The sequence below is a fragment of the uncultured Pseudokineococcus sp. genome, from assembly GCF_947499845.1.
GTDB lineage: Bacteria > Actinomycetota > Actinomycetes > Actinomycetales > Quadrisphaeraceae > Pseudokineococcus.
Genome location: NZ_CANMPM010000001.1, coordinates 122582 through 137277, shown reverse-complemented (window position 1 = coordinate 137277; position 14696 = coordinate 122582). Strand labels below are relative to the sequence as shown.

General features: G+C 78.1%; 16 protein-coding genes. 3 read left to right on the top strand and 13 right to left on the bottom strand.

Features of this window, described 5'->3' with window-relative positions:
* The first annotated feature begins 15 nt into the window (after window positions 1-15).
* Together Q0789_RS00640 and Q0789_RS00635 are read left to right on the top strand one after the other, a co-directional pair.
* Window positions 16-966 (top strand): aldose 1-epimerase family protein, encoded by a 951-nt coding sequence (locus tag Q0789_RS00640; protein ID WP_298801272.1) that lies wholly within the window; start codon window positions 16-18, stop codon window positions 964-966.
* Window positions 963-1841 (top strand): hypothetical protein, encoded by an 879-nt coding sequence (locus tag Q0789_RS00635; protein ID WP_298801271.1) that lies wholly within the window; start codon window positions 963-965, stop codon window positions 1839-1841. Before Q0789_RS00640 ends, Q0789_RS00635 begins: the two co-directional genes overlap by 4 nt.
* 91 nt (window positions 1842-1932) lie before the next feature.
* Here Q0789_RS00635 and Q0789_RS00630 read toward each other — a convergent pair whose 3' ends face one another.
* The 5 genes from Q0789_RS00630 to Q0789_RS00610 all read right to left on the bottom strand — a co-directional run bounded on the left by Q0789_RS00630 (window position 1933) and on the right by Q0789_RS00610 (window position 6440).
* Window positions 1933-2295 (bottom strand): Lsr2 family protein, encoded by a 363-nt coding sequence (locus Q0789_RS00630; protein ID WP_298801270.1) that lies wholly within the window; start codon window positions 2293-2295, stop codon window positions 1933-1935.
* 203 nt (window positions 2296-2498) lie between these two features.
* A complete protein-coding gene (locus tag Q0789_RS00625; RefSeq protein WP_298801269.1) occupies window positions 2499-2711 on the bottom strand; it encodes a hypothetical protein in 213 nt (70 codons plus the stop codon).
* Between the two features lie 61 nt (window positions 2712-2772).
* Window positions 2773-4350: a lysine--tRNA ligase gene (gene lysS / locus Q0789_RS00620; protein ID WP_298801268.1), complete on the bottom strand. Its 1578-nt coding sequence runs from the start codon at window positions 4348-4350 to the stop codon at window positions 2773-2775.
* Window positions 4351-4359: 9 nt separating this feature from the next.
* Entirely contained in the window at window positions 4360-5337 is a 978-nt protein-coding gene (gene panC / locus Q0789_RS00615; RefSeq protein WP_298801267.1) for a pantoate--beta-alanine ligase, read from the bottom strand.
* A 104-nt stretch (window positions 5338-5441) separates the two neighbouring features.
* A complete protein-coding gene (locus Q0789_RS00610) occupies window positions 5442-6440 on the bottom strand; it encodes a DUF2520 domain-containing protein (RefSeq protein ID WP_298801266.1) in 999 nt (332 codons plus the stop codon).
* Window positions 6441-6509: 69 nt separating this feature from the next.
* On the opposite strand from Q0789_RS00610, the gene Q0789_RS00605 reads away from it, so the two are divergent.
* The gene (locus Q0789_RS00605; protein ID WP_298801265.1) at window positions 6510-7241 is read left to right on the top strand and encodes a methyltransferase domain-containing protein; all 732 of its coding nucleotides are present in this window, start codon (window positions 6510-6512) and stop codon (window positions 7239-7241) included.
* A 35-nt stretch (window positions 7242-7276) separates the two neighbouring features.
* Here the strand turns inward: Q0789_RS00605 and Q0789_RS00600 are convergent, their stop codons facing one another.
* The 8 genes from Q0789_RS00600 to Q0789_RS00565 form a co-directional block, all read right to left on the bottom strand.
* Complete coding sequence (locus Q0789_RS00600) at window positions 7277-7768, bottom strand: SRPBCC family protein (RefSeq protein WP_298801264.1); 492 nt, start codon at window positions 7766-7768, stop codon at window positions 7277-7279.
* Window positions 7765-9537, bottom strand: a complete 1773-nt coding sequence (locus tag Q0789_RS00595) for a PH domain-containing protein (protein WP_298801263.1) — start codon at window positions 9535-9537, stop codon at window positions 7765-7767. The genes Q0789_RS00600 and Q0789_RS00595 overlap by 4 nt, the downstream gene beginning before the upstream one ends.
* Window positions 9534-10034, bottom strand: a complete 501-nt coding sequence (locus tag Q0789_RS00590) for a PH domain-containing protein (protein ID WP_298801262.1) — start codon at window positions 10032-10034, stop codon at window positions 9534-9536. Before Q0789_RS00590 ends, Q0789_RS00595 begins: the two co-directional genes overlap by 4 nt.
* Window positions 10035-10179: 145 nt before the next feature.
* Window positions 10180-11271 (bottom strand): hypothetical protein, encoded by a 1092-nt coding sequence (locus tag Q0789_RS00585; protein WP_298801261.1) that lies wholly within the window; start codon window positions 11269-11271, stop codon window positions 10180-10182.
* Between the two features lie 136 nt (window positions 11272-11407).
* Complete coding sequence (locus tag Q0789_RS00580; RefSeq protein ID WP_298801260.1) at window positions 11408-12079, bottom strand: hypothetical protein; 672 nt, start codon at window positions 12077-12079, stop codon at window positions 11408-11410.
* On the bottom strand, window positions 12076-13086 hold the full coding sequence (locus tag Q0789_RS00575) for a glycine betaine ABC transporter substrate-binding protein (RefSeq protein ID WP_298801259.1): 1011 nt from the start codon (window positions 13084-13086) through the stop codon (window positions 12076-12078). The genes Q0789_RS00580 and Q0789_RS00575 overlap by 4 nt, the downstream gene beginning before the upstream one ends.
* Window positions 13087-13259: 173 nt before the next feature.
* Window positions 13260-13991, bottom strand: coding sequence for an ABC transporter permease (locus tag Q0789_RS00570; protein ID WP_298801258.1), 732 nt, complete (start codon window positions 13989-13991; stop codon window positions 13260-13262).
* On the bottom strand, window positions 13988-14692 hold the full coding sequence (locus tag Q0789_RS00565) for an ABC transporter permease (RefSeq protein WP_298801257.1): 705 nt from the start codon (window positions 14690-14692) through the stop codon (window positions 13988-13990). The genes Q0789_RS00570 and Q0789_RS00565 overlap by 4 nt, the downstream gene beginning before the upstream one ends.
* Between the last annotated feature and the right edge of the window lie 4 nt (window positions 14693-14696).

Genomic DNA, 14696 nt, shown 5'->3' with positions numbered 1-14696 from the left:
CTAGCCTCGCGCGTCGTGCACCCCAGCGGCGAGCAGCACGTCCTCGAGCACGGCCCCCTGCGAGCGGTCGTCACGGAGGTGGGGGCGAGCCTGCGCTCCCTCACCGACGACGGTCGCGACCTGGTGGTGCCCTTCGGCGCCGACGAGGTGCGCCCCGTCTACCGGGGCGCGGTGCTGGCGCCGTGGCCGAACCGCGTGGTGGACGGCCGCTGGCGCCTCGACGGCGTCGGCGCCGCCTCGGGCGCGGAGCAGCAGCTCGCGCTCACCGAGCCCCCGCGCGGGCACGCCCTGCACGGGCTGCTCGTCTGGGAGCGCTACGCCCGCACCGGCGGGTCGAGCACGGCCGAAGCCGCCGAGCTGGAGCTCTCGGCCCGCGTGGTGCCCCAGGCCGGCTACCCCTTCGCCGTCGACGTCGTCGTGGCCTACCGCCTCGACGACGCCGGCCTGACGACGACGGTCACGGGCACCGGGCTCGGCGACGACCCGGCGCCCTGGGGCTGCGCGGCCCACCCGTACCTGAGCGCCGGCACCGGCCGCGTGGACGACTGGACGGCCGCCGTCGACGCGTCCTCCTACCTCGAGGCCCTGGGGGCGCGGATGCTGCCGGGCGAGGTCCGCGCCGTGGACGGCACGCCGCGGGACCTCCGCGGCGGCCGCCCCCTGGCGGGCGTCGAGCTCGACGACGCGCTCACGGGGCTGGCGGCCGGCGAGGACGGCCTCGTCCGCTTCACGGTGGTCGACGCGCGCGGCACCGGCGCCGCCGTCGCGTGGGACCCGGCCGTGCTGCCGTGGGTGCAGGTCCACACCGCCGACCGGCCCGAGCCCGAGCTCGACCGGGCCGGCCTCGCCGTCGAGCCCATGACGTGCCCGCCCGACGCCTTCAACAGCGGCGCGGACGTCGTCCGCCTGGCCCGCGGCGAGAGCGCCTCCGCCTCCTGGACGATCTCCCCGCTGCGGGGCGCGTGAGCCCGTCGCCCCGCACGGCGGCCGACCCGCTCACGGGGTCGGCGCCGGTGGGCGGCGGGGCGGGCACGTCGCTGGCGGACGCCCTGGACGGCGTCGCCGTCGCCGCGGGGCTCCGCGCCGTGCGGGTGCTCGACGGGGTGCCCGGCCCGGCGTCGGGGTGGACGACGCTCGCCGCGGCCCTGGCGCCCGGAGCCGTCGAGCGGTGGGTCGCCACGACGGACGCCGGCCTGGCGGCCTGGCGCGGCGGCCGCCCCGCGCCCCGCCAGGTGGCCCCGACCTACGTCCTCGGCTGGGTGCTCGACGCCCTCGCGCAGGCGGGCGGGACGCCCTACGGCCTCCTGCGCCGGGCGCCGGCGCTCGACCTCGGGCGCGTCGCCGTCCGCCGCGCCCGTCCGCTCGGCCAGCCGGCCGCCGTCGCCCTCGTCGGAGCCGGCGCGCGCTGCCTGCCCGGGGACGCCGCGGCCGTGCGCGCCGGCGACCGGCCGGCCGACGACGCGGACCACCTGGCGGCGCTGCTCGGCGCGGACCTCGTCGCCTGCGCCCGGCGCGTCGAGGCGCTCTGGGCGCCCCGCGTGCGCGTGGGCTCGCTCCAGCGCTGGGGGCCGCTGGCGGACGCGCTCGATTCCGTGCTGGCCTCGGCCGGGGCCGCCCGCGGCGACGTGCCCGGGGGCCTGCGGGACGCCGCGCGGGTGCTCGCGCTCGCCCCCGAGCCGCTGGGCCGCCCCGCGCGCGCCCGCCCCGACGCGACGCCGGGCGGGCCGGGCTGGACCCGCGACCGGCGCTCCTGCTGCTTCGCGCACGCCGTCGACCCCGCGCTCGTGTGCCGGACGTGCCCGCGCCTGTCCGCGCCGCGAGCGCCGGCGACGGCTCCCTGACGCGCCCCCTCCCCCGACGCGCCCCTCCCCCGACGCGCCCCGGCCCCGACGCGGAGGTGCCGGGGCCCTCGTGCGTCGGCCGGAGGAGCGCTCAGCCCTGCGCGGCCTTGTAGGCCTCGAGGACGGCGCCGGAGATGCGGCCGCGCTCGCTCACGGTGTGCCCGTTCTCGCGCGCCCACTCGCGCACGGCGGCCGTGTCGACGCCGCCCGCGGAGGAGGACGAGGAGGAGGACGACCCCGAGGAGCGGGTCGAGCGGCGGGCGCCGCCGGAGGAGCGGCCGCCGGCCTTGCGGGCGTGGCCGACCCACGGGGCCAGCGCGTCGCGCAGCTGGGCCGCGCGCTCGCTCGTGAGGTCGATCTCGTAGCTGACGCCGTCGAGGGCGAAGGTCACGGTCTCGTCCGCCTCACCGCCCTCGACGTCGTCGATGAGGATGACCTTCGTCTTCTGCGCCATGTCGTCCACTCCTGGAGAGCTCGGCCCGGCAGGCCCGGGGAGGCGTTCCGCGGATTTCCCGCGAGAGCTCGCGCAGGCCGCGCGCCGCTCTTCCGTTCGGCACGGATGATGGCAGCAGGAATGGCGCGCGTCAAAAGCGGCCGGCATTGTCGACCGGTGCCCCGACATCCTTTCCCGGGCGAAGAGGGGAAAGCGCGACCACTTCAGCGGGAGTCGTCGGCCGGGCGCTCGCCGTCGCCGTCGACCGTCGGACCAGCCGCACCCTCGCGGGCGGCGCGCCGCTCGGCCGCCTCGAGGCGCGCCTGCGCGGCGCGCTCGTCGCGGTCGGCGGAGATCATCTTGCGCACCACGACGACGAAGAGGGCGCAGACGGCGGCCGACGGCAGCAGGGCGCCCAGCACGGGCAGGAGGTCCACGCGTCCAGGGTAGGACGGCGCCCCGCCCGGACGTCCCGCTCCCCGCGCCGGCCCGGGCGGGTCAGCGCCCGGGGCGCACCAGCGGGAAGAGGACCGTCTCGCGGATCCCGAGGCCCGTGAGCGCCATGAGCAGCCGGTCGACGCCCATGCCCACGCCACCGGTGGGGGGCATGCCCGTCTCCATGGCGGCGAGGAAGTCCTCGTCGAGCTGCATGGCCTCGTCGTCGCCCGCCGCGGCGAGGCGGGCCTGCTCGACGAAGCGATCGCGCTGCACGACCGGGTCGACGAGCTCGGAGTACCCCGTGGCGAGCTCGAAGCCCCGCACGTACAGGTCCCACTTCTCGACGACGCCGGGCTCGCTGCGGTGGGCGCGCACGAGGGGGGAGGTCTCGACCGGGAAGTCGCGCACGAAGGTCGGGCCGGAGAGCGTCGGGACGACGAGGTGCTCCCACAGGTGCTCGACGAGCTTGCCGTGCCCGCGGTCGCCGGCGTCGTCGCCGACGGCCATGCCCACCCGCTCCGCGAGGGCGAGCAGCTCCTCCGCCGGGGTCCGCGGCGTGACGACGGCGCCCGCCGCCGCCGACAACGACCCGTACATCGACACCTGCGACCAGGGGGCCAGCAGCTCGTCCGCCTCCGGGAGCAGCAGGTCCGGCGCCGTCTCCCGGACGGCGCGCACGGACGCCTGCACGAGGTCGCGGGTGAGCTCGGCCATCGAGTCGTAGTCGCCGTAGGCCTCGTACATCTCGAGCATGGCGAACTCGGGGCTGTGGGTGGAGTCGGCGCCCTCGTTGCGGAAGTTGCGGTTGATCTCGAAGACCTTCTCGAGCCCGCCGACGACGCAGCGCTTGAGGAAGAGCTCGGGGGCGATGCGCAGGAAGAGCTCCATGTCGAAGGCGTTGCTGCGCGTCGAGAAGGGCCGTGCGCTCGCGCCGCCGTGCAGCGTCTGGAGCATCGGCGTCTCGACCTCGAGGAAGCCGCGCCCGCCGAGCACCGAGCGCAGGGCGCCGACGACGGCGGCGCGGGCGCGCACCACCTGGCGGGCCTGGTCGCGCACGACGAGGTCGACGTACCGGGCGCGCACGCGCGCCTCCTCGGACATCTCCGCGCCCTCGTAGAGGTTGGGCAGCGGCCGCAGCGCCTTCGACGCGAGCGCCCAGGAGGCCGCCAGCACGCTGAGCTCCCCCGTGCCGCTCGTGACGACGCGCCCCGTGACCGAGACGTGGTCCCCGAGGTCGACGTCGGACTTCCAGGCGGCCAGGGCGTCGGCGCCGACGCCGACCGGCAGGCCGCGGTCGGGCCGCGCCTCCTGGGCGAGCATGACCTGCAGGCGCGTGCCGTCGCCCTCCTGCAGCACCGCGAAGAAGAGCTTGCCGCGACCGCGCTGGAAGACCACGCGACCCGTGACGGACACCTCGTCGTCGGTCACCGCCTGCGCGCCGAGGCCGGCGTGGCGCTCGCGGACGGCCGCGAGCGTCGTCGTGCGCGGCACGCTCACGGGGTAGGGGTCGCCACCGCCCTCGAGGATCCGGGCCCGCTTGTCGAGGCGGACCCGCTCCTGCTCCGAGCGCTCCGCCCCCGTCTCGCGGGGGGCGCCGGCGGCCGGGGTCGAGGGGTCGGTCGCGGGTGCGTCGCTCACCCGGCGAGGCTACCGGCGCCCCACCGCTCCCCCGGCCGGCGCCTCGGCCGCACCGCCGTCCCGCGGCCCGAGGACGACGGGCGCGTTGTCGATGAGGCGGACGGCGCCGACGCGCGCCGCCACGGCCAGCAGGGCCGGGCCCCGGTGGTCCTCGGGGACCTCCGCGAGGTCGTCGGGGTCCACGAGCGCCAGGTAGTCGACGTCGGCGCCCGGCTCCTCCGCGAGCGCGGCCGCGGCCGCGGCGCGCACGGCGGCCGCCCCCTCGGCGGCCCGCTCCTCGCCGCGCCGCAGCGCCCGGGAGAGCACCGCGGCGCGGGCGCGCCCGTCGGCGTCGAGGCGCGCGTTGCGGCTCGACCGGGCCAGGCCGTCGTCCTCCCGCGCCGTCGGCGCGGCCACGACCTCGACGTCGAAGGACAGGTCGGCGACCATCCGCCGCACGAGGAGCAGCTGCTGGGCGTCCTTCTGCCCGAAGAGCACCACGTCGGGCCGGGTGAGGTGCAGGAGCTTGGTGACGACGGTGAGCACGCCGTCGAAGTGCCCCGGCCGGCTCGCGCCCTCGAGCACCTCCCCGAGCGGCCCGGCGGCGACGCGCACCTGCGGCGGCCCGCCGGGGTAGACCTCCTCCACCGCGGGCGCGAAGACGACGTCGACACCCTCCCGGCCCAGCAGCGCCAGGTCCCCCTCGAGGTCACGCGGGTAGGACTCGAGGTCGAGCGACTCGCCGAACTGCAGCGGGTTGACGAAGACGGTCGCCACCACCGAGCGGCCGCGCCCGCGCGCGGCGCGCACGAGGCCGGCGTGCCCCTCGTGGAGCGCCCCCATCGTCATGACGACGGCCACGGGGCCCTCCAGCACGGCCCGGGCGCGCGCCAGCTCGGCGCGGGTGCGCACGAGCAGCGGCCGCCCCTCCGACCCGGCGGCCGGTGCGGTCCTGTCGGTCGGGTCCTGCGGGGCGGTCGCGGCGGCGTCGGGACCGGTGCTGCGCATGGCCGCCGGAACGGCCCTCGCGCCCCCGCTCTTCCCCGTGCGCGTCGCCGGGCTCTCCGTCGGGCTCGCCTCGGGGCGGTCGTCCGGGCGCCCCGTCGGAGCGCTCACGTCCGCGGCGGCGGGTCGGCCAGCAGCTCGAGGACGCGCGCGGCGTCCTCCGCGGCCAGCCGTCCGCGCGCGAGCGCGCGCAGCGCCGTCGCCCGCGCCATGGCGCGGTGGGCGTCCGGCACCTCGGTCGAGCCCGACCGGGCCGCGTGCTCGGCCAGGGCGGCGCGGTGGGCGGCGAGGGTGCCGGCGTCGGCCCGGGCGACGGGGCCGGTGAGCGCGTCGTCGCCCGCGCGCACGGCGCCGTCGAGGCTCGCGTGCAGCAGGGGTCCGAGCACCCGCGCGGGCTCGTCCACGCCGGCGGCGGCGAGCAGCTCGCGGGCCTGGGCCACGAGCGTGACGAGGTGGTTCGCGCCGTGGGAGAGGGCCGCGTGGTAGAGCGGGCGGTCGGCCTCGGCGACGACCACCGGGTCGCCGCCCATCTCGACGACGAGCGCCTGCGCCACGGGGAGCACGGGCCCCGGGGCGGTGACGGCGAAGCTGCAGTCGACGAGCCGGGCCAGGTCGAGCGACGTGCCCGTGAAGGTCATGGCCGGGTGCACGGCGAGGGGGATGGCCCCCGCGGCGCGGGCCGGGGCGAGGACCTCGACGCCGTAGCGCCCGGCGGTGTGGACGACGAGCTGGCCCGCCTGCCAGCCGCCGGTGGCCGCGACGCCGGCGACGAGGTCGGCGAGGGCGTCGTCGGGCACGGCGAGCAGCACGAGCTCGGCCCGGCGCACGACCTCCGGCACCTCGAGCAGCGGCACGCCCGGCAGGAGGGCGCCGACGCGCTCGCGGGTGCGCTCGGAGACGCCGCTGGCGCCGACGACGGCGTGGCCGGCGGCGCGCAGAGAGGCGCCGAGGACGGCGCCGACCCGCCCGCCGCTGACGACGCCGACGCCGAGCCGACCCGGGCGCGAGGCGGGATCCGCGCCACCGGCGGGAGCCGTCCTCCCGGGAGCGGGCCCACCGGGGAGCGGGTCACCGGGGAGGGGGGCTCCGGGGGGCGGCTCGACCACGCGGCGGATCCTCGCACGCGCCGGAGGGGCGTCCCCGGCGCCGACCGGGTCGGCGCCTACTGTCGCCGCGTGGGCAGGCACGAGCGGGTGGCGGCGCTGGTCGGGGAGGACCTCGCGGGGCTCGAGGTCGCCGACCTCGGCTGCGGGCCGGGACGCACCGTGCGCGCCCTGCTCGCCGCGGGGCCCCGCCGCGTGCACGCCCTGGACCGCACCTCGGGCCTCGACGACGACGTGCTCGCCGACGCCCGGGTGCGCAGCCGGCTGGCCGACCTCGACGAGGGCGTGCCCCTGGCGGACGGGAGCCTCGACGCCGCGGTGTCCCTCAACGTCGTCGAGCACCTCGGCTCACCCGTGGACCACCTCGTCGACTGCCACCGCGCCGTCGCGCCGGGCGGACGGCTCGTGCTCGCGCACAGCGACTGGGACACCGCCCTCTTCACGAGCTCCGACGACGGGCTCACCCGAGCCCTCGTCGACCGCTTCGTCGCCGCGGCCCACGGCCCGGCGCCGCGCTCGGACGGCTTCATGGGGCGCAAGCTGCTCGCGCTCTCGGACGCCTCCGGCGCGCGCGGCGCGCCCTGGGAGGTGGAGGGCGTGGAGGTCTGGGCCGACGGGCACCGGCGCTTCGACGACGGCTCGGTGGCCTGGAAGGTGGCCACCGCCGTGCTGGCGGCCGCGGGCGACGAGCCCGCGCTCGCGGCGCGGGCCGCGGGCTGGGTCGAGGACCTGCGCGCCCTCGCGGACGCCGGCCAGTTCCTCTTCGCCGTCACCGACGTCGCGGTGGTCCTGCGCCGGGCGTGACGCCGCACGGGCGCCGGGACCGGCGTCGCACCGGCCTACTCGCGGGCGCGGCCCGCGACGTCGTCGTCCTCCTCGTCGGGCGAGCGCCGGCCGGTGCGGCCGAGCACGAGCTGCTCGAGGCGGTTGAGGCACTCGCGCTGCCGCGGGCCGAGCAGGAGGGCGCGCAGCGGCTGGGGAACGAGGAGCATGACGCCCGTGATGACGTCCTCCCACATGACGACGCGCGTGCCGCCGCCGGGCGCCTGCTCGAGGCGGATGTCGATGCGGGCCTGGCCCCACGGCCAGCCGCGCGCGGTCAGCACGATCCGGTCGGGCAGGTCGGAGGCCAGGACGGTCGTGTGGTCGTCCAGGTGCAGCGGCCAGGGCCCCGTGGAGTGGTGCAGCCGCTGGCCCTCGGCCGGCCAGCGGCCCTCGACCGCACGGATGCGCGTGGCGCCGACGACCCACAGGCCGTAGAGCCACCCGTCGGATAGCACGTCGACGACGTCCTCGCGCGGGCAGGGCATGGTGCGCTCCACGGTGGTCACGGCGCATCCTCCCGCCCCGGGGCGGGAGGGCGCGCGACGACGTCCGGCCGGGCGTCCTCCACCGGGGACGGCCCGGTGCCGCCCGCGTCCGGCGCGGCGCCCTCCCGCGTCCCGCCCGTGGCGCCCGCCGCGCCCCGCGAGGCGGCGGCGAGGTCCTCCATCCAGCGCTCGGGGCCGGCGCTGCTGCGGGCGGCGCGGGCACGGGCGGCCTGCTCGGCGAGGAGCCGGGCGGCGTCGGGCGCGGCCAGGTGCTCGGCGCGCGGGCGGACCGGGCCGGGGGTCGCGTGGGCGGTCACGGTGGCGAGCCCGAGCCGGCGCTGCAGCGGCCCCTGCTCCAGGCCGAGGCTCTGCGTGCGCTCGTGGGGGACGACGTCGAGCTGGCGCACGAGGCGGCCGCTGCGCACGAGGAGGGCCGTGCCGGTGGTGCGGTAGCCGCGCCGCCGCCAGGCCACCGGGTCCAGCCAGCGCGCCGAGCGCGGGGCGTCGACCCAGCCGTGCGTGCGGCCGGTGCCCTCGAGCCCGGCCCCCAGGACGCCCGCCGGGTCCTCGCAGCCTGGGTCGGGCAGGAGGAGGGAGAGGACCTCGACGGCCTGCGCGCGCGTGCCGACGGGCAGGAGCACCGTCTCCTTGCCGGCGTCGTCGGCGCCGCCGCCCGCGTACCCGGCCACGTCCATCTCCATGGCCCACCAGTCGGGGCCGCGCCACAGCAGCGGCTGCCGCAGCCGCACGGCCTGCACCCGCCCCGGGGGCACGGTCTGCGCGCGCGTCTCCGTGAGGCCGTGGCGCAGGCGCAGCCCGTCCGGCGACGCGGCGATGCGGAAGCCGAAGCCCCGCGAGAAGGCGCCCCAGACCCCGGTGGCCACGCCGAGCGCCGCGGGGACGAGGCCGAAGGCGATGCCGGGCTCGCCCGTCACCACCACGACGACGACGAGCACGACGAGGGCGACGGCGCCGATCACGGGCCAGACGGAGCGCAGCATGCTCAGCAGGAGCCGGTCGACCGGGACCTGCAGCACCTCCCGCTCGGGCGCCTCGGGCGCCTCGCCGGTCTCGTCCACCTGCACGCCGGCGGCCCGCGCCAGCAGCGTGCGGCGCAGGCGCTGGGCGTCGGCCGAGCGCAGGTAGGCCAGCGACACGTCGGAGCCGCTGCCGCCCGCCACCTCGAGCTTGAGCTCGGACAGGCCCGTCAGCCGCGCCACGAGCGGCTGGACGACGTCGACGGCCTGCAGGCGGTCGAGGCGGACGCGCCGGTGCTGGCGGAAGAGGACGCCGGTGCGCAGCTCGACGACCTCCTCCCCCACCCGGAAGCGGGTGAACCGCCAGGTCACGTACGCCCACGCGGCGACGACGAGCGCGCCGACGCCGACGAGGCCGAGGGTGAAGAGGAGCTGGAAGCGCCCGAAGGCGTCGCCGCCGCCGCCGTCGCCGGGCGAGAAGGCGCGCTCGCCGCGCTGCTGGACGACGAAGAAGAGGAGGACGGCGAGCACCGCCCACCCCCGCACCAGCGGGGTGACGGGGTGCATGCGCTTCCACGTGCCGTCGGCCTCGGGCGCCGGCTCGGGGTCGCGGACGCCGGTGGCCGCCGCGGCGGCGACGTCGTCCGGCGGGTCCGCAGGGCCGCCCGGGTCCGCAGGGCCGCCCGGGTCCGAGGTGCTCGGGTCCGAGGTGCTCGGGTCCGAGGTGCTCGGGTCCGGGGTGCCGAGGTCGGGAGCGCCCGGGCGGTCGGGCTCCGCGACGTCGCCGGGCCCGGGCGGCGGCGCTGCCGTCACAGGCCCGCCATCCGGGCCTCGCCGCGGGAGGCGAGGCGGTCGCGCAGCCGCTCGGCCTCGGCGGGCGGCAGCCCGGGGATGCTCGCGTCGGTGCCGGCCGAGGCGGTGTGGAGCTGGACGGTGGCGATGCCCGCCCAGCGGTCGACCGGCCCGGCGGTGACGTCGACGTACTGCATGCGGCCGTAGGGCACGACGACGAGGGTCCGGAAGAGGAGGCCCTGGCGGACGAGGAGGTCGTCGTCGCGCTCGGCGTAGCCGATGGCGGCGACCTGGCGCCCGATGACGACCTGGCGCAGGACCCCGACGGCGGCGAAGGGCAGCCAGAGAAGGAGGATCCACCACCGGTCGAGGAGGACGGCGAGGAGCACCGCCGGCACCAGCGGCACCAGCGTCCCGATGGCGCTGCCCACCCGCCGGACCGTCGCCAGCCGCGGCGACACCCGGGTCCAGCTCACGCCCTCGGGGTCGAAGACCCCGTCGTCCGCCCTCGCTGCCATGTCTCCCCGCCGCGCGCTCGTCCTGGTCGTCCGGGACCCCCCGGACGTGGCTCGAGGGTGGCACGCGCCCGTGGGCTCGTCCGCCCGGCGCGCCCGGCGGCACCCCACCCGGGGCGTCCTCCGGGCGCCGCACCAGGAGGAGCGGTCAGCCGTCCCGGAGCACGAGCGACTGCACCTCGGCCACGGGCAGCCCGAAGGTGCTCGAGCGCGTCTCGAGCCCGAGACCGCCCCCCTGCAGCGGACCCCCGGCGGTCCGTCCCTCCCAGCTCGTGGCGTAGGAGGTCGTCACGACGACCGGCCAGCCGGCGGGGTCGCCGCTCGCGGCGCTCGAGCGCTCGGGCACGAGGAGGCAGGCCGCGTCCTCGGACGCGCTCGCCGTCCACGCCGTGCGCGCCGAGTCCGCGGAGCAGGTGGCGTCCCCCGTCGCCGAGGTGGCCGTGAAGCGCTCCGGCGCGGCGCGGACGGTGGCTGAGCTCGCCCCGGCGGTGGCGGTGACCTCGACGGGCGCGAAGCCGTCCGCGGCCGAGGGGCCGTCCTCCAGCCACAGCCAGCTCGGGAGCCGCACGTACCCGCGGCCCACCGGGTTGGTGGCCACCTCGGGGTCGGGGATGGTCATGGCCTCCTCGGCCACCTCGCGCAGCTCCTCGGCCGTCAGGACGGGCGGCGGCGGAGCCGGCGGCGCGGTGCCCGTCGGCAGGAACAGCCACTCGGACCCGGGGCCGCCCGTGGCGCCGGCGCCGAGCGCCGCGCGGCAGTCGTCCGCCGCGTCGGTGTAGTCGAACAGCCGGCCGGGTGTGCCGGCGAGGTCGTCACCGGACGTCGACCGACCGGTGAGCAGGAACCACCCGCCGTCCTCCTCCGCGAGCGCGTCGACGTCGGCGACCGGCGGGAGGCGCAGCGCCTCGGCGCCCACCGCGCGGTAGCGGGCGTCGTTCTTGGCGTCGCGGAACTCGGCCGCGTCGTAGAGCGGCCCGTCCCACCAGCAGGCCGGTGGCTTGCGCACGACGCGCGTGGCGGCCCCGCCTCCGACTCCCCCGTCGGCGACGCCGTTGCCGGTGAGCTGCACGCGCACCTCGACCGCCCGGGCGCTGAGGCCGGAGTCGTCGGCGCCCGCACCCACCTGCGAGCCCACCTGGCCGCCCGGGCCCGGAGCGGCGGAGGCGGGGGCGCTGACGAGGGCGGCGAGGAGGGCCACGGCTCCGCCGGCCGCCAGGCCCGTGGTGGTCGTGCGTCGCACGCGCGCCCCTCCCCTCCCACCGCGACGGGCGCCGCGGCGACGGCCGCACGTTAGACCCGGCGAGGGCTGACCGGCCGCTCGAGGGCCCGGTGGCACCCGTCCGTGGCGTCGGTGCGCCCCGCGCGGGCCCGTGGGCTCAGGGGGCGTCGCCCTGGCAGAGCGCGGCGTCCGCCGGCTGCACGTCGGCGACGACCCAGGGGCCGTCGAGCCGGCGCATCGCCACCTGCACGGCCACCCGGTCCCCCGCGGACGCGGGGTCCGCCTCGCCGCTCGCGGCGTCCACGGCGAGGAGCCCGCTGTCGTCCAGGCAGTCCGCGACCACGGCGTCGTCGCCCGCCCGCCCGACGACCCGGGGGTCGACGACCACCTCACCGCTGGCGCGCAGGCCGGCGTCGCGCTGGCCCGCCACGTAGTCCGTCGTCCGCCGCAGCTGGGGGTCGACCGCCAGCGCGGAGAGCCGGTCGAGCGGTCGCCCAGGGTCGGCCAGCACGGCGACGTCCTCGCGCCAGAAGGCCGTGTAGGCGTCGAGGACGCGCTGGTCCTCCTCGTCCTCCGGCCGCTCGCCGAGCACCCGCAGGGAGGCGGGCCCGTCCGCCCCGGTCGGCGAGGACGGGCCCGCCTCCCCGGAGGGGGCCGGCCCGGTGGACGGCGCTCCGCCGCTCGTCGCGGGGTCCGCGCCCCGCGACGGCGAGCCCGGGGCCGACGGCGCCCCGCTGGGCACCTCGACCTCCGGAGCGCCGCCCTCGCCGCTGCAGGCCGGCACGGCCGCCGCGAGGACGAGCGCCGCCACCAGGGCCGTGGTCCTCACCCCTCGATGAGGCCCTTCTCGACGAGGTAGTCGCGGGCGACGTCCTCGGGCAGGAGCCGCTCCTGGTCGACCTGGGCGTTGAGCTGGCCGAGGTCCTCGGTCGTGAGCACGGGCGCCAGGGCGTTGAGCGCCTCCAGCGCGTCGTCCGGCAGGCCCTCGGCGTTGCCGACCGGGACGATGTTGTTGGCGGGCTGCACCGCCATGTCGTCCTCGAGGAGCACGAGACCGAGATCACCGAGCGTCGCGTCCGTCGAGCCGGTGATGCCGATCGGCACCTGCCCGTCGGCGACCTTCTGCTTGCCCGTCACGCTGCCGAACTCGTCGCCGGTGACACCGCTGAACTGGATGCCGTAGCGGTCCTCCAGGACGGCGGCGCAGAAGGGCTGCTGCTCGGGGTCGAGGCACTCCTGGGCGGCCGCGATCTCGACGGGGCCGGTCTGCGCGGCCGCGAAGTCCGAGAGCGTGGTGACCCCCTCGGCGTCGGAGTACTCCTGCGTCACGTAGAAGGCGTTGTCGCTGCTCGCCTCCGTCGGCTCGCCCACGACGAGACCGGCCTGGTCGGCGAGGTCGGTGAGGGCGGCGAGCGTCTCGTCGACGTCAGCCGCCTGGACGACGCCGCCGCCCTGGTCGGCGCTCAGCCAGTTGGCCATGGAGGCCGCGTACTCGGGGATGACGTCGACCTGGCCGTCGATGAGCGCCGGCGCGTACGTGGCGCGCTCGGCGGTGGCCGTGATCTCGACGTCGTACCCGGCGTCCTCGAGGAGGGCCGCGTACATGTTCTCCATCACCGTCATCTCGGTGAAGGTCGCGCCGCCGACGACGAGCTGCTCGCCGCCGCCGGAGCCGCCGGCGGCGTCCGTGGACCCGCCCTCCCCGCCGAGCTGGTCGCCGCCGCCGCAGGCGGAGAGGGCCAGCGCACCGGCGAGGGAGAGGGCGACGGCGGCGCTGCGGCGCAGGCCGGGCCGGGCCCCGGCTGTGGTGACGGGCGTGGTCGAGGACGTGCTCATGGGTGGTCTCGCCTTCTGTGTCCCGCGGCTGTCGCCGCGCGTGTCCGGCGGACCGGTCGCGGTCCGCGGGAGGAGTAAACGACGCGGGGCCCCGGCTCCGCGAACGCGGGAGGCCCCGCTGGCGTCACGATGCCGTCACGGCTGTCCCCGACCGCCCGGCGGTCGACCACGGCTCACCCCGCCGAGGAGGTCGAGGCGGCCAGCCTCCCGGCGCGACGCCCGCGGCGCGGCGGGGTCGAGCGCCGGCGGCTCGCCCCGCCGACGCGGCGCTCGAGCGCCGCGAGGGCGAGCTCGACGACGACGGCGACTGCCGCGACGAGCAGCGCGCCGGCGATGACGCGCGGCTGGTCCTGCGTCGCGATGCCCCCGCGGATCGCCGCGCCCAGCGTCCGGGTGCTGACGAGCCCGACGACCGTCGTGGTCGCCACGACCTGCACGGCCGCGATGCGCAGGCCGACCATGAGCAGCGGCGTCGCGAGCGGCAGCTCGACGCGCACCAGCATCTGCCACGGGCTCATGCCGAGGCCGCGGGCGGCGTCGACGGCCGAGCGGTCGACCTCGCGCATGCCCGTGTAGGTGTTCGTCAGCAGCGGCGGGATCGAGAAGAGCGCGAGCGCCAGGACGAAGCTCGCCGTGTTCGCGCCGAAGGGCTGCGGGAGCAGCACGAAGATGACGAGGACGGCGAAGGTCGGGACGGCTCGGCCGATGTTGCTGATGTTGATGGCGAGCGCCCCGCCGCGACCGGTGTGGCCGAGGACGAGGCCGACGGGGACGGCCACCAGGGTCGCCACGAGGAGGGAGAGGGCGGCGAGCCCGAGGTGGTCGACCAGCTGCTCGCCGAGGCCGTCACGGGTCCAGCTCGCGGGGTCGAAGAGGTAGGACAGCGAGTCCACGAGCCAGCTCACGCCGCCACCCCCCGGCGCCAGGGGGTGAGCGCTCGCTGGAGACCCAGCAGCAGCAGGTCGACGGCGAAGGCGAGCAGCACGGTCAGCACCGAGGCGGTGAGCACCTGCGCGAAGAACCGCGTGCTCAGCGCGTCGAAGAGGAGGTTCCCCAGGCCCCCGTGCGCCACGACCGCCCCGACCGTCGTCAGCGCGACCGTGGAGACGCCCGCGACGCGCAGCGAGGCGATGAGGGAGGGCAGGGCCAGCGGCACCTGCACCTGCCACAGCAGGCGTCGCGGCCCGTAGCCGACGCCGCGGGCGGCGTCCTCGACGGAGGAGGGCACGCCCTCGAGGCCGGCGACGACGCCGCGCACGATGATGGTCAGCGAGTACAGGCCCAGCGCCAGGACCACGGTCGTCACCGTGAGGCCGGTGTACGGCAGCACGAGGACGAAGAGGGCCAGCGACGGGACCGTGTAGACGATGGTCGCGGCCCCCAGGACGAGGCTCTTGAGCCACGGCGTCCGGCGGGCGAGCAGCGCCAGCGGGAAGCCCACGAGCAGCCCGATGGCGAGGCTCAGCACGAGGATGAGCAGGTGCTCGCGCAGGGCCTCGAGCAGGATCTCGGAGCGGGTCTGCAGGTACAGCGGGCAGATCCAGTCGTTGCGGACCAGGCAGTTGTCCGCGACGCTCCCGGAGTGGACCACGGAGATGAGCGGCACCGGC